The organism is Streptomyces nitrosporeus (assembly GCF_008704555.1).
Classification (GTDB): domain Bacteria; phylum Actinomycetota; class Actinomycetes; order Streptomycetales; family Streptomycetaceae; genus Streptomyces; species Streptomyces nitrosporeus.
The window spans coordinates 1209512-1233295 of record NZ_CP023702.1; the positions used below are offsets into that span (position 1 = coordinate 1209512).

At 72.4% G+C, this 23784-nt stretch carries 22 protein-coding genes and 1 pseudogene; 19 read left to right on the top strand and 4 right to left on the bottom strand.

Annotated elements, in window-relative coordinates; all coding sequences use genetic code 11:
• Window positions 1-70 precede the first annotated feature (70 nt).
• The 5 genes from CP967_RS05295 (at window position 71) to CP967_RS05315 (ending at window position 5949) form a co-directional block, all read left to right on the top strand.
• Window positions 71-988, top strand: a complete 918-nt coding sequence (locus CP967_RS05295) for a CoA transferase subunit A (RefSeq protein WP_150491712.1) — start codon at window positions 71-73, stop codon at window positions 986-988.
• Window positions 989-1056: 68 nt separating this feature from the next.
• A complete protein-coding gene (locus CP967_RS05300) occupies window positions 1057-1836 on the top strand; it encodes a CoA-transferase subunit beta (RefSeq protein WP_150486824.1) in 780 nt (259 codons plus the stop codon).
• Window positions 1837-1945: 109 nt separating this feature from the next.
• Window positions 1946-3520, top strand: coding sequence for a 3-hydroxyacyl-CoA dehydrogenase (locus tag CP967_RS05305; RefSeq protein WP_150486825.1), 1575 nt, complete (start codon window positions 1946-1948; stop codon window positions 3518-3520).
• Window positions 3521-3657: 137 nt separating this feature from the next.
• Complete coding sequence (locus CP967_RS05310; RefSeq protein WP_150486826.1) at window positions 3658-5469, top strand: FG-GAP-like repeat-containing protein; 1812 nt, start codon at window positions 3658-3660, stop codon at window positions 5467-5469.
• A 75-nt stretch (window positions 5470-5544) separates the two neighbouring features.
• Window positions 5545-5949: a VOC family protein gene (locus CP967_RS05315; protein WP_190175402.1), complete on the top strand. Its 405-nt coding sequence runs from the start codon at window positions 5545-5547 to the stop codon at window positions 5947-5949.
• Here the strand turns inward: CP967_RS05315 and CP967_RS05320 are convergent.
• Window positions 5877-6676, bottom strand: a pseudogene (locus CP967_RS05320) (helix-turn-helix domain-containing protein). The gene CP967_RS05315 and the pseudogene CP967_RS05320 overlap by 73 nt on opposite strands.
• A gap of 5 nt (window positions 6677-6681) precedes the next feature.
• Window positions 6682-7881 carry a YihY/virulence factor BrkB family protein gene (locus tag CP967_RS05325; RefSeq protein ID WP_150486829.1) on the bottom strand — a complete coding sequence of 400 codons (1200 nt, stop codon included), beginning with the start codon at window positions 7879-7881 and terminating at the stop codon, window positions 6682-6684.
• Window positions 7882-7898: 17 nt separating this feature from the next.
• Here CP967_RS05325 and CP967_RS05330 point away from each other — a divergent pair, with 17 nt between their 5' ends.
• The 14 genes from CP967_RS05330 (at window position 7899) to CP967_RS05395 (ending at window position 21563) form a co-directional block, all read left to right on the top strand.
• Window positions 7899-9536, top strand: a complete 1638-nt coding sequence (locus CP967_RS05330; RefSeq protein ID WP_150486830.1) for an acyl-CoA dehydrogenase family protein — start codon at window positions 7899-7901, stop codon at window positions 9534-9536.
• 303 nt (window positions 9537-9839) lie between these two features.
• Complete coding sequence (locus CP967_RS05335) at window positions 9840-11114, top strand: GAF domain-containing protein (protein WP_150486831.1); 1275 nt, start codon at window positions 9840-9842, stop codon at window positions 11112-11114.
• A 163-nt stretch (window positions 11115-11277) separates the two neighbouring features.
• Window positions 11278-11892: a GNAT family N-acetyltransferase gene (locus CP967_RS05340; RefSeq protein ID WP_150486832.1), complete on the top strand. Its 615-nt coding sequence runs from the start codon at window positions 11278-11280 to the stop codon at window positions 11890-11892.
• A gap of 218 nt (window positions 11893-12110) precedes the next feature.
• Window positions 12111-12194: a putative leader peptide gene (locus CP967_RS35350; protein ID WP_349817346.1), complete on the top strand. Its 84-nt coding sequence runs from the start codon at window positions 12111-12113 to the stop codon at window positions 12192-12194.
• A gap of 116 nt (window positions 12195-12310) precedes the next feature.
• Window positions 12311-14005, top strand: a complete 1695-nt coding sequence (locus tag CP967_RS05345) for a nitrite/sulfite reductase (protein WP_150486833.1) — start codon at window positions 12311-12313, stop codon at window positions 14003-14005.
• Entirely contained in the window at window positions 14002-14181 is a 180-nt protein-coding gene (locus CP967_RS05350; protein WP_150486834.1) for an IS1 family transposase, read from the top strand. The genes CP967_RS05345 and CP967_RS05350 overlap by 4 nt, the downstream gene beginning before the upstream one ends.
• Window positions 14178-14894 carry a phosphoadenylyl-sulfate reductase gene (locus tag CP967_RS05355; protein WP_150486835.1) on the top strand — a complete coding sequence of 239 codons (717 nt, stop codon included), beginning with the start codon at window positions 14178-14180 and terminating at the stop codon, window positions 14892-14894. The genes CP967_RS05350 and CP967_RS05355 overlap by 4 nt, the downstream gene beginning before the upstream one ends.
• 23 nt (window positions 14895-14917) lie before the next feature.
• Window positions 14918-15463 carry an adenylyl-sulfate kinase gene (gene cysC / locus CP967_RS05360; protein ID WP_150486836.1) on the top strand — a complete coding sequence of 182 codons (546 nt, stop codon included), beginning with the start codon at window positions 14918-14920 and terminating at the stop codon, window positions 15461-15463.
• On the top strand, window positions 15460-16395 hold the full coding sequence (cysD, locus tag CP967_RS05365; RefSeq protein WP_150486837.1) for a sulfate adenylyltransferase subunit CysD: 936 nt from the start codon (window positions 15460-15462) through the stop codon (window positions 16393-16395). The genes cysC and cysD overlap by 4 nt, the downstream gene beginning before the upstream one ends.
• 2 nt (window positions 16396-16397) lie before the next feature.
• A complete protein-coding gene (locus CP967_RS05370) occupies window positions 16398-17735 on the top strand; it encodes a sulfate adenylyltransferase subunit 1 (protein WP_150486838.1) in 1338 nt (445 codons plus the stop codon).
• Window positions 17736-17969: 234 nt separating this feature from the next.
• A complete protein-coding gene (locus CP967_RS05380; RefSeq protein ID WP_150486840.1) occupies window positions 17970-19079 on the top strand; it encodes an aliphatic sulfonate ABC transporter substrate-binding protein in 1110 nt (369 codons plus the stop codon).
• Between the two features lie 49 nt (window positions 19080-19128).
• On the top strand, window positions 19129-19920 hold the full coding sequence (locus tag CP967_RS05385; protein ID WP_150486841.1) for an ABC transporter ATP-binding protein: 792 nt from the start codon (window positions 19129-19131) through the stop codon (window positions 19918-19920).
• A complete protein-coding gene (locus CP967_RS05390; protein WP_150486842.1) occupies window positions 19907-20785 on the top strand; it encodes an ABC transporter permease in 879 nt (292 codons plus the stop codon). The genes CP967_RS05385 and CP967_RS05390 overlap by 14 nt, the downstream gene beginning before the upstream one ends.
• 10 nt (window positions 20786-20795) lie before the next feature.
• A complete protein-coding gene (locus CP967_RS05395) occupies window positions 20796-21563 on the top strand; it encodes a sirohydrochlorin chelatase (RefSeq protein WP_150486843.1) in 768 nt (255 codons plus the stop codon).
• 59 nt (window positions 21564-21622) lie between these two features.
• Here the strand turns inward: CP967_RS05395 and CP967_RS05400 are convergent, their stop codons facing one another.
• Both CP967_RS05400 and CP967_RS05405 read right to left on the bottom strand, forming a co-directional pair.
• Entirely contained in the window at window positions 21623-22258 is a 636-nt protein-coding gene (locus tag CP967_RS05400) for a DsbA family protein (protein WP_150486844.1), read from the bottom strand.
• A 229-nt stretch (window positions 22259-22487) separates the two neighbouring features.
• The gene (locus tag CP967_RS05405; protein ID WP_150486845.1) at window positions 22488-23405 is read right to left on the bottom strand and encodes a S1 family peptidase; all 918 of its coding nucleotides are present in this window, start codon (window positions 23403-23405) and stop codon (window positions 22488-22490) included.
• Window positions 23406-23784: the final 379 nt, after the last annotated feature.

Sequence of the window (23784 nt, forward strand, 5' to 3'; positions counted from 1 at the left end):
ACGCACTCGCCGAGGAGCACCGTTGAGCACCGAGGAACGGACGGACACGGCCGACGGAGCCGGCAAGGTCATGCCGATGAGGGAGGCCATCGCCTCCTTCGTGCACGACGGCGCCACCGTCTGCATCGAGGGCTTCACCCACCTCGTCCCCACCGCCGCCGGGCACGAGATCATCCGCCAGGGCCGCCGTGGCCTCACGGTGGTGCGGATGACGGCGGACATCGTGGTGGACCAGATGATCGCCGCGGGCTGCGTCTCCCGGCTGGTCTCCTCCTTCGTGGGCAACTCCTCGGCCGGTTCGCTGGGTGAGCTGCGCCGCAGGGTCGAACGCGCCGATCCGGCGCCGCTGGCCTTCGAGGAGTACAGCCACTACGGGATGGTCTGCCGCTACCTCGCCGGATCGCAGCGGCTCCCCTTCTACCCGCTGCGCAGTTACGGCGGGAGCGACCTCCCGGGCGTCAACAGCGACCTGCGCAAGGTGACGTCGCCCTATCCCGGGCCGGACGGCGAACCCGAGCAGATCTATGTCGTACCGCCGGTCAACCCGGATGTGACAATCATCCACGCGCAGCGCGCGGACCGCCGGGGCAACATCCAGATGTGGGGCCTCACCGGCGTCCAGGCGGAGGCGGTGTACGCGGCCCGCAAGGCGGTCGTCGTCGTGGAGGAGCTCGTCGACGACGCGGTGATCCGCTCGGACCCCAACCGCACGCTGGTGCCGGCCCACGCGGTGGACGCCGTCGTCGTCTGCCCGCGGGGCGCGCACCCGTCCTTCGCCCAGGGGTACTACGACCGGGACAACGCCTTCTACCGCGCCTGGTCGCACATCAGCAAGGACCCGGTCCGGCTGCGGGAGTGGCTGGCGGAGTGGGTGTACGGGACGGCGGACCACGCCGGGTACACCGCGAAGATGGGTGAGGAGTCCTGGGCGCGGCTCGCGGTCGGCGAGGCGCTGAGCGAGCCGGTGGACTACGGGCGGCGGCTGTGAGCGCACCGCGGCACGGGCAGGACCGGACACCGCAGGAAGAACGACCGCGACAGGGAGGGGAACGGGCCGTGAGTGTTGTCCAGGCACCGGACCAGGTGACATCGTCCGAGCTGCTCTCCGTCGTGGCCTCCCGCGAACTGGCCGCGCGGCGGACCGTGTTCGCGGGCATCGGGCTGCCGACGCTCGCCACCGAGCTGGCCCGTCTGACGGTCGCCCCGCGGATCGAGGTGGTCTACGAGTCCGGGGTGTGCGGCGCGCACCCCTCGCACCTCCCGGAGACCATCGCCGACTCGGTGCTGATCACCGGTGCCGAGGCGGTGCTGTCGATGCCCGCGCTGTTCGGCTGCGTGCTCCAGGGCGGGCACATCGACGTCGGTTTCCTCGGGGCCGCGCAGATCGACCGGTGGGGCAACCTCAACACCTCGGTGATAGGGGACTGGGAGCGCCCGGACGTGCGGCTCCCCGGCTCCGGCGGCGGGGTGGAGGTGATGGCCAACTCGCGCGAGGTGTTCGTGGTGATGCGGCGGCACAATCCGCGCTCCTTCACCGCGGAGCTGGACTTCTGCACCACCCCGGGCCCCGACCGGGCGCTGGCCGAGGGCATCCGCCCGCTGGGCGTCGGGGTCACCCGGGTCATCACCGAACTGGGCATCCTGGCCCGTGAGGGCGTCGGCGAGGAGCTGCGCCTGGTGGCCGTGCACCCGGGGGTGACGGTGGATCAGGTGCGGGAGGCCACCGGCTGGGAGCTGAAGACGGATGAGACGGTGGGGACGGTCCCGCCGCCGGCCGCGGCGGAGCTGCGGCTGCTGCGCGAGGACGTGGACCCGGGGCGGGTCTACCTGCGCTGACCCTTCTCCGCTCCGCCCCGCCACTCCGCTCCTTGCGCCTGCTCCACCCGCTCCGCCCGTTCCACCCGTTCCGCCCGTTCCGTCCGTTCAACGAGAGGACCCACCCGTCATGCGAATCAGGATCGTCGGCGCCGGGGCCATGGGCCGTGGCATCGCCCAGTGGGCGGCCACCGCGGGGCACACCGTCGAGCTGTGCGACGTACGGCGGGAGGCGGTGACCGCGGCCGTGGACTTCGTCGGCTCCATGCTGGAACGTGCGGTGGCCAAGGGGCGGATGTCCGACGAGGACCGGACGGCCGCCCTGGAGCGGCTGGTCCCGCTGGACGACCCGTGGGCCGCCGGACCGGAGGTCGGCCTGGTCGTCGAGGCGGTACGCGAGGACCTGGACACCAAGGCCGAGGTCTTCGGCAGGCTGGCGCGGGTCCTGCCCGCATCCACCGTCTTCGCCACCAACACCTCGTCCCTGTCGGTGACCAGGATCGCGGCGACGCTGGAGGACCCGACACGGCTGGCCGGGCTGCACTTCTTCAACCCGGTGCCGCTGATGAGGATCGTGGAGGTGGTGCCGGGCGCGGCCACCCGGCCGGACATCCCGCCGCTGCTGACCGAGCTGGTGACCGGTTGCGGGCACCGGGCGGTCACGGTCTCCGACACGCCGGGCTTCCTGGTCAACCACGCGGGACGGGGGCTGGTCACGGAGGCGCTGGCGCTGCTGGAGGAGTCGGTCGCCGAACCGGTGGACGTGGACCGGATCGCCCGGGACGTCCTGGGGCTGCGGATGGGCCCGTTCGAGCTGATGGACCTCACGGGACTCGATGTCACGGCGGCGGTGATCGACTCGATCTGGGAGGGCTTCCGCCACGAGGACCGGCTGCGCCCCTCCTACCTCACCCCGAACCGGGTGGCCGCCGGACTGCACGGCCGCAAGACCGGCCGCGGCTGGTACGCCTACGGGCCCGACGCCCCGGCGCAGGCCCCCGAACCGGCGGTGACCGGCGACCCGGACCGCCCGGTCTTCGTGGCCGGCACCGGTACGGACACCGGTGCCGCCGCCGTGCGGGAGGCGCTGGCCGCCGCCGGGGCCACCGTCGAGGACGGCCCGGAACCCTCCGGCCGCGCGGTGGTCCTGGTGCCCGTGTGGGGCACCACGGCCGCGTCCGCCGTCGCCGCGCTGGGGCTGCCCGCCGCCCGGACCTTCGGGGTGGACCCGCTGCCCGCGGCGGGCAGGCGCCGGGTGCTCGCGGTGACGCCCGCGTCCGATCCGGCCGCCGCCCGGGACGCGCGCGCGGTGCTGGCCCGTGCGGCGGCCGGGGACGAGCCGTACGCGGTGTCGGTGGTGCGGGACACCGCGGGCTCCGTGGCGCAGCGGCTCCTGGCCTCGGTGGTCTCCGTCGCCGCGTCGATCGCGGAGCGCTCCCTCGCCGCCCCGGCCGACATCGACCTGGCCGTGACGGCCGGGCTGGGCTATCCGGTGGGGCCGCTGGCCTGGGGCGACCGGATCGGTGCCGCCCGGGTGCTGGAGCTCCAGCGGGCCCTGTACGCCACGACCGGCGACCCGCGCCACCGCCCGGTCCGCTGGATCACCGAGCGGGCCCAGCTGGGGCTGGGGCTGACGGAGCCGGGCACCTCCCCCGCCGCCTGCTCGGAGACCGCCGCCCGCCCGGACGCCGCCGTGTCCCCGTGAGATCCGGCGGCATGTGACGCGCCGTACGCCCCGTCGGGGCCGGCCCGCCGTCCCTATACTCCCCATGATCCGGGGCGGGGGACACCGCTCCGAAAGGACTGTCCGCGGCCGGCACGGCCCCGGACCGGGGGGAACAGATGAGAAGAGTCATCGGGGCGGCGGCGGGCCTGGCGGTCGCCGGGTCCCTTCTGTTCGGCGTACAGGTACAGGCGACGGCCGCGGACGGCACCGGCGTACGGGCGACGCCCGCGGACAGCACCGGCGTACGGGCGGCCTCGCCGGCCACCGCCCCGTACCCCGGCGAGCTGCGCGTCGTCACCTGGAACATCTGCGGGGAGGCGGGCAGCCCTCGCGGGCAGTCGGGTTACTGCGCCTACCGGAACGAACCGGACCGCAAGGCCGAGCAGGTCGCGCAACTGGCGGACGAGCACCGGGCGGACGTCCTGATGCTCCAGGAGGTCTGCGGGTACGACGAGGCGGTCCCGGAGGCGGAGCGCCGCCCCAACTGGGCCAGGAGCCACATGGCCCTGCTCAAGGAACGCCTCGGTGAGGGCTGGTCCTTCGCGCACGCGCCCGGCAACAGGGAGTCCGACCTCGACTCGCGCTGCCGTGGTGACGCCCTCGGCGGTGACCTGGGGGTGATGCTCGCCGTCAGGGGGACGTTCGCGGGCGGGATCGAACGGGTCGAGACCGTGCCCGCCGGCCTCTCGTCACGCGAACTGCCGTTGCTGTGCGTGCGGATGGCCGGCCGGGCCGGGAAGATCTGCACGACCCATCTCGTCCCGGGCGAGAGCGCGCTCGCGCTGCGCCAGTCGGAGTTCATCCGCGACTACCTGGAGGACGACGCCTCCGGCGGGGTCGTCCTGGGCGGCGACTTCAACCGCAACCCCGCGGCCCCGGAACTGGCGCCGATCACCGATGCGCTGGACCTCTGTGTCAACGGCGACCACACCTACCAGTACTGGGCCGCGGACGCGGCGGCCCCCAGCCGGCACCGGCTCGACCACGTCTTCACCACGAAGCGTGCCGCGGGCCCCCGGTTCGTCGCCTGCACGGTCGACCGGTCCCGGATGGACACCACGCGGAACACGGGAACGGACGCGAGCAACCCGCCCGACGGTTACTCCGACCACGCCCCCGTCATCGCGTATCTGCGCGACGCCCCCGTCCCGGGTGACATGACCGGCGACGGCCGGCCGGACCTCGTGGCGGTCGACGACGAGGGGAAGCTGAGGCTCTACCCCGGCACGGGCACGGGCGGTCTCGGTGCGTACGGCCTCATCGGTTCGCGCGGGTGGACCACCGCGTCCGTGGCGCACCGGGGCGACTGGACCGGTGACGGCACGGAGGACGTGGTCGCCCGGGTCGGCGGTGAACTGCGCCTCTACCCCAACACCGGGGGCGGTGCGCTGGACGCTCCGGTCGTGCTCACCGACGGGCTGCCGTCCGGCGCGAGGGTCGTGGGCGTCGGCGACGTCACCCGCGACGGGCACCCGGACGCGGTCGTCGCGTCCGACGACAGGCTGTGGCTCTACGCGGGAGTGCGCGGCACCACGCCGTCCGTCGCCGTGCCGGTCCTCGTCGGCAACGGCGGGTGGGACGTCATGACCCTGGCCTCTCCCGGCGACGCCGACCACGACGGCCGGGCCGACCTCCTGGCCCGGGACACCCGCAACGGCGACCTGTGGCTCTACAGGGGCCGCGACGGCGGCCGCTTCGATGACCGCACCCGGTACGGCCACGGGTACGGCGTCGCCAACCGGCCGCTGCTCGCGGGAGCGGCCGACGCCGACCGTGACGGGGTCGCCGACATGTGGGCCACGACGGACGACGGGACCGGCACCCTGATGTACTACGCGGGCGGGACCGGCTCCGCGGGCGACCCGGTGGACGGCGCCCGTACGACGGTCGGGCAGAGCGGCTGGAACACCATCCGTTCCATCAGCTGACACCGGTCCCCCGCCCCGCTCCTCATGACCGTTTTCTGCAAGACGGCCATGAGGAGCCCCGCGTACGTTCGGGGCATGACTCCACGACTCGACGCCTTCTCGATCACCACCGCCGACCTGGCCGCCTCGCTCGCCTTCTACCGCCGGCTGGGCATCGGCATCCCCGACGGGGCGCAGGACGCGCCCCATGTGGAGGCCGTGCTCCCCGGCGGGCAGCGGCTGCTGTGGGACACCGAGGACGTCGTCCGCTCCTTCGACCCCGGCTGGGAGGGGGCGAAGGGCGGTGAGCGTCTCGGTCTCGCCTTCCTCTGCGACAGCCCGGAAGAGGTGGACGCGGTGTACGCCGATCTGACGGGCGCCGGCCACGAGGGCCATCTCGCCCCCTGGGACGCCGTCTGGGGCCAGCGCTACGCGGTCGTGCTGGACCCCGACGGCTCGGCGGTCTCCCTCTTCGCCCCCTCGGCTCCGCAGGGGTCCTGACTCCCCTTTCCGTCCGGGGTTCTCAGCCGGTCGCGGCCAGGTACCCGCCGAGCGTGGTCCCGGTCAGGTCCTTCATCTCCCGGGCCAGATGGGCCTGGTCGGTGCACCCGACGGCGTACGCGGCCTCCGCGTACGCCGTCCCGGCGCGTACGAGGGCCAGCGCGCGCTGGAGCCGCAGGATCCGGGCCAGCGTCTTCGGGCCGTAGCCGAAGGCGGCGAGGGACCGGCGGTGCAGCTGCCGGGCGCCGAGGCCGGCCTCGCGGGCGACGGCGGCGACGGGGCGCCCCTGTCCCAGCCGGAGAGCGGCCAGGGCCGTCAGCGGGTCCGGGGGGCCCGCGTCCACGGCCCTGCCCAGGGCGATGTCCTCCAGGACGGCGGACGGGTCGGCCGCGTCCCCGGTCCGTTCGGTGAGGCGGCGCACCCGGGCGCCCGGCCAGAGCGCGTCGAGCGGCACGCGCCGGTCGCGCAGTTCGTGCGCCGGTACGCCGAGGAGCGCCGGGGCCGTGCCGGGCGCGAAGCGGATACCGGCGCGGGTGGCGCCCTCGGCCCCGGCGGGGTGGAAGGCGCGGGTGTCGGGGCCGGCGACCAGCAGAACGCGGCCGGTCCAGAGCAGGTCCATGCAGCCGTCGGGCAGGACGGGCCGGGCGGGGTCGCGGGGGCCGGACCAGGTCCACAGGACCGCCCCGTCCAGACGGGAGGCCCGCTCGGCGTACGGTGTACCGCCCATGGGCCTCAGTGCCCGCGTCCGTCGCGGCCCTCGCGCGGTTCCCTCGTCTCACGCGCCTCCCGGGGGTCCTTGCCGTCCCGCCCGGTGTGCAGCCGGGACTTCACGTCGTCCGGGGGCAGGAAGCGCGACCAGCGCTCGGGGAACTCGGAGGGCATGGAGACGTCCTCCTCCTCGTCGCCGTCCGGGTCGTCGTCCGCGTAGGCCGTCCAGCTCGCCGCCTGGGCGCGCGCGACGAGTTCCGCGGCCTGGGCGGTGCGGGCGCGTTCGGTGGCGGCGCGGGCCAGCGCCGTCGCCATCGACGGCCAGACGTGGTCGATCGCGGCGTTCACCGCGGCGCCGACGAGAACGGCGAAGGCGGAGATGCCTATCCAGAGCAGGACGGCGATGGGCGCGGCCAGCGAACCGTAGATCGTGGGGCCTTCGACCGTGCTCGTGAGGTAGATCCGCAGCAGGAAGCTGCCCAGCACCCACATCGTGAGCGCGACGAGCGCCCCTGGTACGTCCTCTATCCAGGGGGAGCGGACGGGCACGGACACGTGGTAGAGCGTCGTCAGGAACGCGATCGACAGCACGATGACCAGCGGCCAGTACAGGACCGACAGGACCTCGGTGCCCCAGGGGACGAACTCCACCACCCGGTCGGGTCCGACCACCAGCAGGGGCAGCACCACGGATCCGAGGACCAGCGCGACGACGTACAGCAGGAAGGCCAGCAGCCGGGTCTTGACGATGCCCCGGTGGCCGTCGAGGCCGTACATCACGGTGATGGTGTCGATGAAGACGTTGACGGCCCGCGAGCCCGACCACAGGGCGATCGCGAAGCCGATCGAGATGACGTCGGGGCGCGCCCCGTTGGTGACGTCGTCCATCAGCGGTCTGGCGATGTCGTTGACGCCGCGCTCGGAGAGCACGGTCTGCACGGCGTTGAGGATGTTGCGCTCGATGGACTCGACGGTGGCCGTGTCCGTCCAGGCGTCGACGTACCCGAGCAGCCCGATCAGTCCGAGCAGCAGGGGAGGCAGGGACAGCAGGGTGAAGAAGGCGGCCTCGGCCGCAAGGCCGAGGATGCGGTACTCGATGCACGAATTGACCGTGTCCTTGAGCAATTGCCACGCCATCTGCCGCTTGGACACGTTGCGGTAGAGGACGCGGGCCCGGTGGAGCCGACCTGGTGGGCGCTCAGGTGTTTCATTTGCTGCCTGCACCTCTTTACCGTATCGGCATGGCAGCAACCACCCACACAGTGACCAACCAGGTCCCGCCGCTGGTCGGCTACGACGTCTTCGCCGCCGACCGGGTGCTGGCGGAGGCCGTCGGACGGCATCTGGAGCCCGGACTCCTCGACGAGGCCCGCCGGGAACTCGGAGAACTCGGCCGCGCGGCCGGTTCGGCCCAGGCACAGGCATGGGGCGGGCAGGCGAACGAGTACCCGCCGAAGCTGCGCACCCACGACCGGTACGGGCACCGCCTCGACGAGGTGGAGTTCCACCCCGCCTGGCACCGGCTGCTGGGGCACGCCGTGTCGGCCGGGCTGACCGACGCGTGGGGGCGCCCCGGAGGGCATGTGCGGCGGGCCGCCGGGTTCCTCGTGTGGACCCAGGCCGAGGCGGGGCACGGCTGCCCCCTGTCGATGACGCACGCGGCCGTGCCGGCGCTGCGGACCGACCCGGTGCTGGCCGCCGAGTGGGAGCCCCTGCTGACCTCGCACGTCTACGAGGAGGGGCTGCGGCCCGCCCGGGAGAAGCCCGGGGTGATCTTCGGGATGGGCATGACGGAGAAGCAGGGCGGCACGGACGTACGCGCCAACACGACCCGGGCCGAGCCGCTGTCCGTGGACGGGGAGTACCTCCTGACCGGGCACAAGTGGTTCTGTTCGGCGCCCATGTCCGACGGGTTCCTCGTGCTGGCGCAGGCGCCGGGCGGGCTGAGCTGCTTCCTCGTCCCGCGGGTCCTGGCGGACGGCGCCCGGAACGTCTTCGCGATCCAGCGGCTCAAGGACAAGCTGGGCAACCGGTCCAACGCCTCCGCCGAGGTCGAGTTCGACGGGACCTGGGCCCGCCGGGTCGGTGAGGAGGGGCGCGGGGTGCGCACCATCATCGAGATGGTGGCCGCGACCCGGCTGGACTGTGTGCTCGGGTCGGCGGCACTGATGCGGCAGGCGGTGGCGCAGGCCGTCCACCACAGCGCGTATCGCAGCGCGTTCGGCGGGCTGCTGATCGAGAAGCCGCTGATGCGCAACGTGCTGGCGGATCTCGCGGTGGAGTCGGAGGCGGCGACGACCCTGGGGCTGCGGCTGGCCGCCGCCTACGACGCGGACACCGAGCAGGAGCGGGCGTTCCTGCGGATCGCCGTGCCGGTCGCCAAGTACTGGGTGACGAAGCGGTGCTCCGCGGTCGTCGGCGAGGCGCTGGAGTGCCTGGGCGGCAACGGTTACGTCGAGGAGTCCGGGATGCCCCGGCTGCTGCGGGAGGCGCCGCTCAACTCGATCTGGGAGGGTTCGGGCAACGTCCAGGCGCTGGACGTGCTGCGGGCGATCGGGCGGGAGCCCCGGGCGCTGGACGCCTTCCTCCAGGAGGTGGGCGAGGCCCGCGGCGCGGACCACCGGCTCGACGCGGCGGTCAGGGACCTGCTGACCGACCTGGCGGACCTGGGCTCCGCCGAGACGCGGGCGAGGCGGCTGGCGGAGCGGATGGCGCTGGTGCTCCAGGGTTCCCTGCTGCTGCGCTGGGCTCCGGCCGGGGTCGCGGACGCGTTCTGCGCCTCACGGCTGGGCGGGGACTGGGGTTCGGCCTTCGGGACGTTGCCGCACGGTCTGGACCTGGCCTCGGTGGTGGAGCGCGCGCGGCCGGTGGCGGACTGACGGTCCGAAGAGCGGGGCGCGGGGCCGGGAGCCCCGGGGGAGGCGGACAAACGACGGAGGGTGATGCTGCGCCGACACGGCACCACCCTCCACGCTTGTGCAACGCCGTGCGGCGGAGTCGAGGACGCCGTCGCAAGGCGTTCTGACACTCTCGTACGGTCCGCGCCCTCTCACCAGAGTTGCAAAGGGTTGCAACCATTGTGCGGAGTGCGAGGTGGGAAGGGTCCCGGCGCGGCAGGATGGGCCCCGAGTCCGGCACGTCGCTGCCGGACGGAGCACGTACTCGTGTTGGGGGAAGCCGCCATGGAGACACGTCCTGCCGTCCGGCCCGCCGTCGGTGGCCCGGACCGCCCGGTGCACCGGGCCCGTGAGGCCAGGCTGGGGGGTGACCGGAGGGTGCCGGCGCCGCGTGCCGAGATCGACGCGTCCTGGGAGCGGATGCTGCGCAGCGGTGTCGACCCGGAGAAGTCCCCGGAGAGCGAGCTGCTGGAGGCCGACGAGATCGAGCACCGGCGCAGGAGCACGGTGCTCGGCGAGGTGATGCCGCTGCTGCGTGAGGGGCTGGCCTCGATCGCGGACGCCGCGCAGCAGATCCTGGTCGTCACCGATCCCGAGGGGCGGGTCCTGTGGCGGCAGGGCCACCCGGCCGTGATGCGGCTGGCCAAGGACATCTGCCTGGAGGAGGGGGCCGCCTGGTCGGAGACGACGACCGGGACGAACGCCATCGGGACCTCGCTCGCGACCCGGACGCCCGTCCAGGTCCATTCCGCGGAGCACTTCGTCCGCGCCCTGCACGGCTGGACGTGCGCGGCGGCCCCGATGCGTGACCCGCGGGACGGGCGGCTGATCGGCATCGTCGACATCAGCGGTCCCGCGTCCACCTTCCATCCGGCGACGCTCGCCCTGGTCGGCTCGGTGGCCGCACTCGCGGAGAGCGAGCTGCGCGCCCGGCACCTGGTGGCGATCGAGCGGCTGCGTTCGGTGGCCGCCCCGCTCCTGTGCCGGCTGGAGGGGGGCGCCATGGCGGTGGACACCCACGGCTGGCTGGCGGCGGTCAGCGGGATGCCGCCCGTGGACCGGCTGCCGCTGCCGAAGTCGCTCCGGCCGGGCCCGGTCTGGCTGGCGTCCCTGGGGATGTGCCAGGTCGAGCCGCTGCCGGGCGGGTGGCTGGTCCGGGTGGCGGAGGACCGGGACGAGCCCTCCCCGCGCCGGGTGGTGCTGGACCTGAGCCGGGACCGGGGGTTCTCGGCCCATGTGGTGGGGCCGGTGGGCACCTGGACGGTGCGTCTCTCGCCCCGGCACGCGGAACTGCTGTACGCGCTGGCACTGCACCGCCAGGGGCGTACCGCCTCGGAGCTGGCCCAGGACCTGTTCGGCGACCCGACCAGGACGGTCACGGTGCGGGCGGAGATCTCGCGACTGCGGCGCAGCATGGCCGAGGTGCTGTCCCACCGCCCGTACCGTTTCGGGGAGGGGGTCGAGGTGGAGGTGGTCCACCCCGACCAGCCGGCCGACCTGTTGCCGCGTTCGACGGCCCCGGTGGTGGTCAGGGCGCGTACGTCCGCGGAGCGGGTCTGAGGCGGGGCGCCCGGCGAAGGGCCCGGCCGTACGGATGCCGGTGCGGGGACGCCCCGTACGCACGCCCGGCATCCGGCCCCCGTACCGGGCTCGGGGCCGGGGCACCGGTCCGGACCGGTGCCCCGGTGGCGGCCGGTGCGCCGGGGCGTGGTTGTCTGACGGCATGAGCGACAGCACCGCCCCCGCCTCCCCCGGGGTCCCCGCCTCCGAGGTGACCGTCTGGTCACTGGAGCAGACCTCCCCCTCGGATCTGCGCCCGTCCGCCGCACCGGGCGACGGTGTACGGATCGTCCGGTCACAGACGCCGCTGCCCGAGTTCAGCCGCTTCCTCTACACGGCGGTCGGCGGGGACATCCGGTGGACCGACCGGCTGGGCCTGACCTACGCCCAGTGGGAGGAGATCCTGCAGAGGCCGGGCGCCGAGACCTGGGTGGCCTACGAACACGGCACGCCCGCCGGCTTCATCGAACTGGACGCCCAGGACGACGGCGTGGTCGAGGTGGCCTACTTCGGGCTGATCCCCGCCTTCCGGGGCCGCCGGATCGGCGGGCACCTGCTGTCGTACGGCGTGGCCCGCGCGTGGGACCTGGCCGAGCGGCACGAAGGCCGGAAGCCGACGGCCCGGGTCTGGGTCCACACCTGTTCCGACGACGGTCCGTACGCGATGGACAACTACCTGCGCCGGGGGTTCCGGCTGTTCGACACCAGGACCGAACCGGAATCCGCCGCCGCCGCCCCCGGCCCCTGGCCCGGTGCCCACCCCGCCGCGGACGCCTGAACCGGCCAACGGGGCCGAAGGGCCCGCCTGGTGACGCCTCCCCCGTCGGGCCGCCGTGGCCCGTCGGGCCGCCGTCCGGCCACAGCTGTCCGATTGAACCGGCTTTGTCGATCGAGCCGTACGTGACAGAGACCACAACGTCTCATCCTCCGAGACCATCGCGTCCACATGATGGATCGTGGTGGACTGGCCAGAGATGCGCGTGACACGCTTCCGTCATGTCTGGAACTGGAATTGCCTTGGTGAGTCGGCGGCACGTCGACCTCGGCCGCATGTCCAGCGCCATCTGTCCGGTCCGCTGAGAACGTCCAGCACCGCCGCGATCCTCCTCTCCGTCTGACCCCTGCGCACCGCCGCGCCTCACCGCGAGTGTGCAGTTGAAAGCCGCCCTCCTGCAGTCCCGAAGGACGTATTTGCCATGGCCAGCACCGAACAGCCTGCCTCCGTCACGCCCCGCCGCAAGGCCGGGCGGCATCGCGGTGAGGGTCAGTGGGCCATGGGGCACTTCACCCCGCTCAACGGGAACGAGCAGTTCAAGAAGGACGACGACAGTCTCAATGTGCGGACACGTATTGAGACGATCTACTCCAAGCGCGGCTTCGACTCGATCGACCCCACCGACCTCCGCGGCCGGATGCGCTGGTGGGGCCTGTACACGCAGCGCCGGGCGGGCATCGACGGCGGGAAGACCGCGATCCTGGAGCCGGAGGAGCTCGAGGACTCGTACTTCATGCTGCGGGTGCGCATCGACGGCGGGAAGCTGACGACCGCTCAGCTGCGGGTGATCGGTGAGGTCTCCGAGGAGTACGCCCGCGGCACCGCCGACATCACCGACCGGCAGAACATCCAGATGCACTGGATCCGCATCGAGGACGTCCCCGCGATCTGGGAGAAGCTGGAGGCGGTCGGCCTCTCCACCACCGAGGCGTGCGGTGACTGCCCGCGTGTGATCATCGGTTCGCCGGTGGCCGGTATCGCCGCGGACGAGATCATCGACGGCTCCCCGGCCGTCGACGAGATCCACGAGCGGTACATCGGCAGCCCGGAGTTCTCCAACCTGCCGCGCAAGTTCAAGACCGCGATCTCCGGTTCCCCCGTGCAGGACGTGGTGCACGAGATCAACGACATCGCGTTCGTCGGGGTCGACCACCCGGAGCACGGCCCCGGCTTCGACCTCTGGGTCGGCGGCGGCCTGTCCACCAACCCGCGGCTGGCCGAACGCCTCGGCGCCTGGGTGCCGCTGGACGAGGTCGCCGACGTGTGGGCCGGTGTCGTCGGCATCTTCCGCGACTACGGCTACCGCCGGCTGCGCAACCGGGCGCGCCTGAAGTTCCTCGTCGCGGACTGGGGCGTCGCGAAGTTCCGCCAGGTGCTGGAGGACGAGTACCTGAAGCGCCCGCTGCTGGACGGCCCGGCCCCCGCGGAGCCCTCCTCCCGCTGGCGCGACCACATCGGCGTCCACCAGCAGCAGGACGGCCGCTTCTACGTGGGCTTCGCGCCGCGCGTCGGCCGGGTGGACGGCTCCACCCTGGCCAAGATCGCGGACCTGGCCGAGGCGCACGGGTCGGGCCGGGTGCGGACCACCGTGGAGCAGAAGCTGATCGTCCTGGACGTGGAGCAGGACCAGGTGGAGTCGCTGACCGCGGGCCTGGAGTCGCTGGACTTCCAGGTGCACCCGTCGCCGTTCCGGCGCGGCACCATGGCCTGCACCGGCATCGAGTTCTGCAAGCTGGCGATCGTCGACACCAAGGGCCGGGGCGCCTCGCTCATCGACGAACTGGAGCGCCGCCTCCCGGACTTCGACGAGCCGATCACCATCAACATCAACGGCTGCCCCAACGCCTGCGCACGTATCCAGACCGCCGACATCGGTCTGAAGGGCCAGCTGATGCTGGACTCCGACGGCAACCAGGTCGAGGGGTTCCAGGTGCACCTCGGCGGCGCCCTCGGCCTCGACGCCGGCTTCGGCCGCAAGGTCCGCGGACTGAAGGTCACCTCCGCCGAACTCCCGGACTACGTCGAGCGGGTGCTCGGGAAGTTCCAGGAGGAGCGCGAGGAGGGCGAGCGCTTCGCGACCTGGGCGGCCCGCGCCGGTGCGGAGTCGCTGTCGTGAGCGGACGAGCCGCGCCGTTCCACTGCCCGTACTGCGGCGAGGAGGACCTGCGCCCGCACGAGGCGGGTCACGGCGCCTGGGAATGCGCGTCCTGCAATCGTGCGTTCCAGCTGAAGTTCCTGGGCCTGCTGACCCGAGGACTCGCGCGCAACGACGTTGAAGAGGACGGGACATGACGAACACTCAGGTCACCGGCGAGCTCACCGACGAGGCCCTGGAGGAGCTGGCCGCACAGGTCGGCCGCGAGCTGGAGGACGCCTCCGCGTCCGACATCCTGAAGTGGGCCGCCGACACCTTCGGGGCGCGCTTCTGCGTCACCTCCTCGATGGAGGACGCGGTCGTCGCACACCTCGCCTCGCGGGTGTTCCCCGGGGTGGACGTGGTGTTCCTGGACACCGGCTACCACTTCGAGGAGACCATCGGCACCCGTGACGCGGTCGACGCCGTGATGGACGTCAACGTCATCACGCTGACGCCCCGTCAGAGCGTGGCCGAGCAGGACGCGGAGTACGGCCCGGAGCTGCACGACCGGGACCCCGACCTGTGCTGCGCGCTGCGCAAGGTGCGGCCGCTCCAGGACGGGCTGAGCGGTTACACCGCGTGGGCGACGGGTCTGCGCCGCGACGAGTCCCCGACCCGGGCGAACACCCCGGTGGTCGGCTGGGACGCCAAGCGCCGCAAGGTCAAGGTCTCCCCGATCGCCCGCTGGACGCAGGACGACGTGGACGCCTACGTCGCCGAGCACGGGGTGCTGACCAACCCGCTGCTGATGGACGGTTACACCTCCGTCGGCTGCGCGCCCTGCACCCGCCGGGTGCTGGAGGGCGAGGACGCGCGGGCCGGCCGATGGGCCGGACGCGGCAAGACCGAATGCGGGCTGCACGGCTGATGACGACTGATCAGGAGATACCGATGAGCGTGACGGAGACGGGAGCCACCGTGTGGCTGACCGGTCTGCCGAGCGCGGGCAAGACCACCATCGCCTACGAGCTGGCCGCCCGGCTGCGCGGCGAGGGCCACCGGGTGGAGGTGCTGGACGGTGACGAGATCAGGGAGTTCCTCTCCGCGGGTCTCGGCTTCTCCCGCGAGGACCGGCACACCAACGTGCAGCGCATCGGCTTCGTCGCCGGACTGCTCGCGGCCAACGGTGTGAAGGTGCTCGTCCCCGTCATCGCCCCGTACGCCGACAGCCGTGACGCGGTCCGGGGGCGTCATCTGACCGAGGGCACCGCCTATCTGGAGGTGCATGTCGCGACTCCGGTCGAGGTGTGCTCGGTCCGTGACGTGAAGGGGCTGTACGCCAGGCAGGCGGCGGGTGAGATCAGCGGGCTGACCGGGGTCGACGACCCCTACGAGGCCCCCGAGTCGCCGGACCTGCGCATCGAGTCGCACCGGCAGACCGTGCAGGAGTCCGCCGCGGCGCTGCACGCGCTGCTCACCGAGAGGGGTCTGGCGTGAGTGCCGTCGTCACCGTGCCGGAGGGCACCGATCACCCGTACGCGCTCAGTCATCTGGACTCGCTGGAGTCGGAGGCGGTGCACATCTTCCGTGAGGTGGCGGGGGAGTTCGAGCGGCCGGTGATCCTGTTCTCCGGCGGCAAGGACTCGATCCTGATGCTGCATCTGGCGCTGAAGGCGTTCGCTCCGGCGCCGGTGCCCTTCTCGCTGCTCCATGTGGACACCGGGCACAACTTCCCCGAGGTCCTGGAGTACCGCGACCGTACCGTGGCGGAGCACGGGCTGCGGCTGCACGTGGCCTCGGTCCAGGAGTACATCGACGCGGGGAAGCTGCGGGAGCGTCCCGACGGGACGCGCAACCCCTTGCAGACCGTGCCGCTGACCGAGGCGATCCAGCACCACCGCTTCGACGCGGTGTTCGGCGGCGGGCGGCGTGACGAGGAGAAGGCCCGCGCGAAGGAGCGTGTCTTCTCGCTGCGGGACGAGTTCTCCCAGTGGGACCCCCGCCGTCAGCGCCCCGAGCTGTGGCAGCTCTACAACGGCCGCCACGCCCCCGGGGAGCATGTGCGGGTCTTCCCCCTCTCCAACTGGACCGAGCTGGACGTGTGGCAGTACATCGCCCGGGAGGGCGTCGAGCTGCCCGGCATCTACTTCGCCCACGAGCGCGAGGTCTTCGCCCGTAACGGGATGTGGCTGACCGCCGGCGACTGGGGCGGCCCCCGGGACCACGAGAGGACCGAGGTCCGCCAGGTCCGCTACCGCACCGTCGGCGACATGTCCTGCACCGGCGCCGTCGACTCCGACGCCACCACCCTGGACGCCGTCATCACCGAGATCGCCGCCTCCCGGCTCACCGAACGCGGCGCCACCCGCGCCGACGACAAGATGTCCGAAGCCGCGATGGAAGACCGCAAGCGCGAAGGGTACTTCTAGCCATGACCGTCACCGAGCAGCTCTCGGCCACCACCCTCCTGCGCTTCGCGACCGCCGGTTCCGTCGACGACGGCAAGTCCACCCTGGTGGGACGCCTGCTCCACGACTCCAAGTCGGTCCTGACCGACCAGCTGGAAGCCGTCGAGCACGCCTCCCGCAACCGCGGCCAGGAAGCCCCCGACCTCGCCCTGCTCACCGACGGACTGCGCGCGGAACGCGAACAGGGCATCACCATCGACGTGGCCTACCGCTACTTCGCCACCCCCCGCCGCCGGTTCATCCTCGCCGACACCCCCGGCCACGTGCAGTACACCCGCAACATGGTCACCGGCGCCTCCACCGCCGAACTCGCCGTCGTCCTCGTCGACGCCCGCAACGGCGTCGTCGAACAGACCCGCCGCCACGCCGCCGTCGCCGCACTCCTGCGCGTCCCGCACGTCGTCCTCGCCGTCAACAAGATGGACCTCGTCGACTACGCCGAACCCGTCTTCGCGAAGACCGCCGAGGAGTTCACCGCATACGCCGCCTCCCTGGGCGTACCCGAGATCACCGCCATCCCGATCTCCGCACTCGCCGGCGACAACGTCGTCGAACCCTCCGCCCACATGGACTGGTACGGCGGCCCGACCGTCCTCGAACACCTGGAGACCGTCCCGGTCAGCCACGACCTGACGGAGTGCCCGGCGCGCTTCCCGGTCCAGTACGTGATCCGCCCGCAGACCGCCGAGCACCCCGACTACCGGGGATACGCCGGGCAGATCGCCTCCGGTGTGCTGCGGGTCGGCGAGCAGGTCACCGTGCTGCCCTCGGGACGTACGTCGACGATCGCGGGGATCGACGCCCTGGGCGAGAGCGTGGACATCGCCTGGGCCCCGCAGTCGGTCACCCTGCGGCTCACCGACGACCTGGACATCTCGCGCGGCGACCTGATCGCGCCGGGTGCGGACGCCCCGGCCGTCACCCAGGATGTCGAGGCGACCGTCTGCCATGTCGCGGACCGGCCGCTCACCGTCGGCCAGCGGGTGCTGCTCAAGCACACCACCCGCACCGTCAAGGCGATCGTCAAGGACATCCCCTCGCGGCTCACCCTGGACGACCTCTCCCAGCACCCCGCCCCCGGACAGCTGGTCGCCAACGACATCGGCCGGGTCGTGATACGCACCGCCGAACCCCTCGCCCTCGACGCCTACGCCGCCTCCCGGCGCACCGGCTCGTTCCTCCTGATCGACCCCGCCGACGGCACCACACTCGCGGCCGGCATGGCGGGCGCCTCGTTCGCCGCCGTGACCGGCCAGGACGCCGACGGTGCCGCCCTCGACGACGCGGAGTGGGATTTCTGATGCGCAAGGACTTCTTCTCGACCTTCGCGAAGGAGGGCGGCCGCGTCGGCAGCGGTGCCCTCGGCAGCGGCCAGGGCGGGGTCGGGCGATGTGCGGCATGACGTACGCGCACTGCCTGCGCGCCCGCCCGTACCACCCGCATGACCGTGTCCGACGAAGACCAGCCGACGACCCGGCCACGCCCCCGCCTTCCCGGGGGACGTGAGGACCGGGCCGACGAGAGGAAAGCCTCCCGTGTCTGTCCCCCGTACCACCCTGCGCCGCAGCCTCGCCGCTGCCGCCGCCCTGCCGCTGCTCGCCGTGGCGCTCACCGCCTGCGGTTACGGTTCCGAAGCGGAGGAGGACGACACCAAGACCGTCTCCTCCGGCGGGAAGAAGCTCTCCGCCGACACCGTGAAGATCGGGTACTTCCCGAACCTCACGCACGCCACCGCCCTGGTCGGCATCCAGGAAGGCATCATCGCCAAGGAGCTGGGCGGCACCGAGGTGAAGGCCTCGACGTTCAACGCCGGCCCCTCCGAGATCGAGGCGCTCAACGCGGGTTCGATCGACATCGGCTTCATCGGCCCCTCCCCCTCGATCAACGGGTACACCAAGTCCAAGGGCCAGAACCTGCGTATCATCGGCGGTTCGGCGTCCGGCGGTGTGAAGCTGGTCGTGAACCCGGACAAGATCAAGACCCTGGACGACCTCAAGGGCAAGAGGATCGCCACCCCGCAGCTCGGCAACACCCAGGACGTGGCCTTCCTCAACTGGATCTCCGAGAAGGGGTGGAAGGTCGACGCGCAGAGCGGCAAGGGCGACGTCTCCGTGGTCCGCTCGGACAACAAGGTGACGCCGGACGCCTACCGGTCCGGTTCGCTGGACGGCGCCTGGGTCCCGGAGCCGACCGCGTCCAAGCTGGTCTCCGAGGGAGCCGAGGTGCTCCTCGACGAGTCGACGCTGTGGCCCGGCAACCAGTTCGTGATCACGAACATCATCGTGTCGCAGAAGTTCCTCGCCGAGCACCCGGACGTCGTGGAGGCCGTGCTGCGCGGCACGGTCGGCACCAACAAGTGGATCAACGCCAACCCGGAGGAGGCGAAGGCCTCCGCCAACAAGGCGCTGGAGAAGCTGACCGGCAAGCCGCTGGCCGCCGGGATCCTCGACCCGGCCTGGGAGTCCATCGAGATCACGGACGACCCGCTGGCCGCGACCCTGGACGCACAGGCCGAGCACGCGGTGAAGGCGGGTCTCCTGGAGAAGCCGGACCTGGCCGGCATCTACGACCTGAAGCCGCTGAACAAGATCCTCAAGGCCGCGGGGCAGCCCGAGGTCGCCGACGCCGGCCTCGGCGTCAAGTAACCCACCCACTCCCCGACCGGATTCGCGAGATTCCCAGGAGGTGACGACCATGGCGACCACCACCCTCACCAAGGCCGAGGACCGTACGGCGGTCGAGCACGCCGCTCGTATCACGCACGTCTCCAAGTCCTTCGCCGGCCCCTCGGGGCAGCAGCTGGTCCTGGACGACATCACACTCGATGTCGCCCCGGGCGAGTTCGTCACCCTCCTGGGGGCCTCCGGGTGCGGTAAGTCGACGCTGCTCAACCTGGTCGCGGGGCTCGACCGTCCGTCCGCGGGGTCCATCGAGACCCCCGGCGGCCGGCCGGCCCTGATGTTCCAGGAGCACGCCCTGTTCCCGTGGCTGACCGCGGGCAAGAACATCGAACTCGCCCTGCGGCTGCGCGGGGTGCCGAAGCCGGACCGCCGCACCGAGGCGGAGCGGCTGCTCGAACTCGTACGCCTGGGCGGGGCGTACGGGAAGCGGGTGCACGAGCTCTCGGGCGGTATGCGCCAGCGGGTGGCGATGGCGCGGGCGCTCGCCCAGGACAGCCGTCTGCTGCTGATGGACGAGCCGTTCGCCGCGCTCGACGCCATCACCCGCGATGTGCTGCACGACGAACTGACCCGTATCTGGCACGAGACGAACGCGGCGGTCCTCTTCGTCACCCACAACGTGCGCGAGGCGGTACGGCTCGCCCAGCGGGTCGTCCTGCTGTCGTCGCGGCCCGGCCGGATCGCCCGTGAATGGACGGTCGGCATCGAACAGCCGCGCCGTATCGAGGACCCCGCCGTGGCGGAGCTGTCCGTCGAGATCACCGAAGAACTGCGTGGGGAGATCCGCCGTCATGGCCAGCACTGACACCAAGTCCGACGACCTGGCCGGCCTGGAGGCCGGGCTGGACGCCCTGGACGCCGTACAGGTGCGGCGCACCCCCGTCCGGGAGGTGCTGGTCAGGAAGGTCCTGCCGCCGGTGGTCGCGGTGGTGCTGGTGGTCCTGGTCTGGCAGCTGCTGGTCTGGGCGGAGGTCACCGACGACTACAAGCTGCCACCGCCTTCGGCGGTCTGGGACAGCCTGAAGGACATGTGGCTCCAGGGCACCCTGCTGGAGGTCGTCTGGACCAGTGTGTCCCGCGGTCTGCTCGGCTTCCTGATGGCCGTCGCGATCGGTACGCCCCTGGGTCTGCTGGTGGCCCGGGTGAAGGTGGTCCGGGCGGGCATCGGCCCGATCCTGTCCGGGCTGCAGTCCCTGCCCTCGGTGGCGTGGGTGGCGCCGGCCATCATCTGGCTGGGGCTCAACGACAAGACGATGTACGCGGTGATCCTGCTCGGCGCGGTGCCGTCCGTGGCCAACGGACTGGTGTCCGGGGTCGACCAGGTGCCGCCGCTGTTCCTGCGGGCCGGCCGTACGCTCGGCGCGACCGGGCTGCGGGGCACCTGGCACATCGTCCTGCCGGCCTCCCTGCCCGGCTACCTGGCGGGGCTCAAGCAGGGCTGGGCGTTCTCCTGGCGTTCGCTGATGGCCGCCGAGATCATCGCGTCCTCGCCCGATCTCGGCCTGGGGCTCGGGCAGTTGCTGGAGAACGGGCGGAACAACTTCGACATGCCCGGGATCTTCCTGGCGATCCTGCTCATCCTGTTCGTCGGTATCGCGATCGACCTGCTGATCTTCAGTCCGCTGGAGCGGCGGGTGCTGCGCGGCCGCGGTCTCCTGGTGAAGAGCTGAGCCGGCCGGTATGACCGCTCCCGTCCTCCTCGTCGTCGCCCACGGCAGCCGCGACCCCCGGCACGCGGCGACCGTGCACGCGCTCACCGCGCGGGTACGGTCGCTGCGGCCCGGACTGCGCGTGGAGACGGGCTTCCTGGAGTTCAACGCCCCGTCCGTGCCCCGGGTGCTGGAACGCCTGGCGGCAAAGGGCGCGGGGGAGGCCGTCGCGCTCCCCCTGCTGCTGACCCGGGCCTTCCACGCCAAGTCCGACATCCCCTCGGTCCTGGAGGGGGTGCGGACCCGGCTGCCCCGGCTGTCCGTCCGCCAGGCCGCCGTCCTCGGTCCGTCGCCGCTGCTGAACGCGGCGCTGGAACAACGGCTGTACGCGGCGGGCCTCTCCCCCGCCGACAAGGGTTCGACCGGGCTCGTCCTGGCCTCGGCGGGCTCCACAGACCCGGAGGCGATCGCAGTGATCGCTGAAATCGCGCGGGAGCTGCGGCACACCGGTTGGTGCGCCGTGCGGCCTGCGTTCGCCTCCGCCTCCCTTCCCCGCACCGCCGACGCGGTCCGCGCCCTGCGGGCGGAGCAGGGCGTACGGCGGGTGGCGGTCGCCCCGTACGTCATCGCCCCCGGCCGCCTTCCCGACCGCATCGCCGCCGGTGCGGCCGAGGCCGGGGCCGAGGTGCTCTCCGGGGTGCTGGGCGCCTCGCCGGAGCTGGCCCGGCTGCTGCTCACCCGCTACGACGAGGCCGTCCGGACCCCGGCGGGCAGGGCCGCGGAGCCGCTGAGCGCGTAGGGCCTGACCCGCCGGACGGGGCCGGTTCTCCGGTCAGGGGCCCGGGACCGGGCCGCCCGTCAGTCGATGACGAGGCTGCCGGTGCGTTCCCGCTTCAGCTCGAAGAAGTCCGGGTGCCCGGCGAGGACCCGGAAGCTGTCGAAGAGCCGGGCCGCCTCCTCGCCGCGCGGCACGGAGTTGAGGACGGGACCGAACCAGACGGTCCCGTCGACGTGGACCGTCGGCGTGCCGACGTACGACCCCGCTGCCGGGTCCATGCCCCGCTCGTGGCTGAGGCGTACGGCCTCGTCGTGGGCATCGGTGTGCGCGGCGGCCGCGAGTTCGCCGGGCAGGCCCAGTTCGGCGAGGGACTCGGCGACGACGGCGTCGAAGTCCTCGTTCTTCTCCCGGTGGATGCGGGTGCCCAGGGCGGTGTAGAGGTCGCGGAGGACGCCCGGTCCGTGCGCGGCCTCCGCGGCCGCGGCGACACGGACCGGCCCGACCGACCGGTCGACCAGGTCGCGGTACCAGCCGGGGAGTTCGTTGCCCGCGTTGTGGAGGTGGAGGCTCATGACGTGGAAGCGGAGCTCGATATCGCGGTGCCGTTCCACCTCCAGCATCCAGCGGGAGGTGATCCAGGCGAAGGGGCAGGCCGGGTCGAAGTAGAGGTCCACGGCCGTGGCGCCGCCGGCCGTGCTGTTCACGTGGGTGCTCATGCCAGGATCCTAGGAAGGCGGTGGCCCGCCGTCCTGGGCCATTGGGCCGCCGTCCCGCTGGGCCATCGGGCCGCCGCTCCGTTCACCGGCGGGTTCGCGGTCCCGGAGGAACGCGACAGCGGGCCGCGCTCGCCGAGCGCGGCCCGCCGGGGGTGAGCCGGGTCGATGGTGCCGGGGTCCCGCCGGGGAGGGTCTGGCCCCTCCCGGCGGTTTCACCCCGTCGCACTGCTCAGAAGACGCTCACACCGTAGGCGTTGAGGGCCTCCACGACGGGCTGGAAGAAGGTCGTTCCGCCCGAGGAGCAGTTGCCGCTGCCGCCGGAGGTGAGGCCGAGCGCGGTGCTGCCGGAGAAGAGCGAGCCGCCGCTGTCGCCGGGCTCGGCGCAGACGTTGGTCTGGATCATGCCGTAGACGATGTCACCGCTGCCGTAGTTCACGGTGGCGTTGAGGCCGGTGACCGTGCCGCTGTGCACACCGGTGGTGGAGCCGGAACGCTTCACCGCCTGGCCGACCGTGGGGTTGGCGGCCGAGGTGATGTCCTGGTAGGTGCCGTTGTAGAGGTAGACCCGGCCGTCCGCGTTGGCGGAGTTGGAGTGCCGGATCAGGCCGTAGTCGTTGGTCGGGAAGCTGCTGCCCGCACGCGAGCCGAGGACCGTGGTCCGGCCCGAGTTGGTGTACCAGGTGCTGCCGATCTCGGTGCAGTGTCCGGCGGTCAGGGCGTAGTAGGTGCTGCCGCTGCGGACGTTGAAGCCGAGTGAGCAGCGTCCGCCGCTGGCGTAGATGGCTTCGCCGCCGGCGATGAGCTTGTTGAACGTGCCTTCGGTGCGGTTGATGTCGACCTTGGCGCCGGAGCCGGTCACCGACTTCTTGATGGTGGCGATCTCGGCGTCGGAGACGGTGCTGTCGACGGTCACGACGAGCTTGCCGGTGTCCGCCTCGGTGTACCAGGCGGTGCCCGCGATGTCGGCGCTGCGTACGGCGGAACTGGCGGACGCGAGTTCGGCCTTGGTGACGGTGGTGTCCTGGGCGGGCTGGGCGGTCGCGGTGGGGGCCGCGAGCGCGACCGCGGCGGCCATGCCGGAGGTGACGGCGATGAGCCGTGCGCGTCTGGAGACGGAGCCGAGGGGGGCGAAGCGCTTGAAGGTCACAGATCCTCCAGGTGTGGGGGTGTCGCGGTCCGCTGGGGACGGGCCGCGGATGCGCGGCCGTACCCGACCGGGGAACCCTGGTCGTGCACCTGCCAACCGCACGTCTCGAATCCTCGGCTCCGCCCGATCCGCTGACAAGGCCGCGTCCCCGGCCCGTGACGGAAAACGGACGGTGGACTCCGATACACGGCGAGAGCGTCCCGGGATGATCCCGTCCGGTGAACGGACGGGCCGCACCGGCGCGTTGCCGCGAGCGCCGCACCACCGCCGCGACGACGGCGCGCGCCCGTCGGCGGCGCGGACACGCGCCGTCCGGCGGGCCGCCCGGCACGGGCCGCGGTCCGCCCGGGACATGATCGCGCCCACAGGGTGAGACACC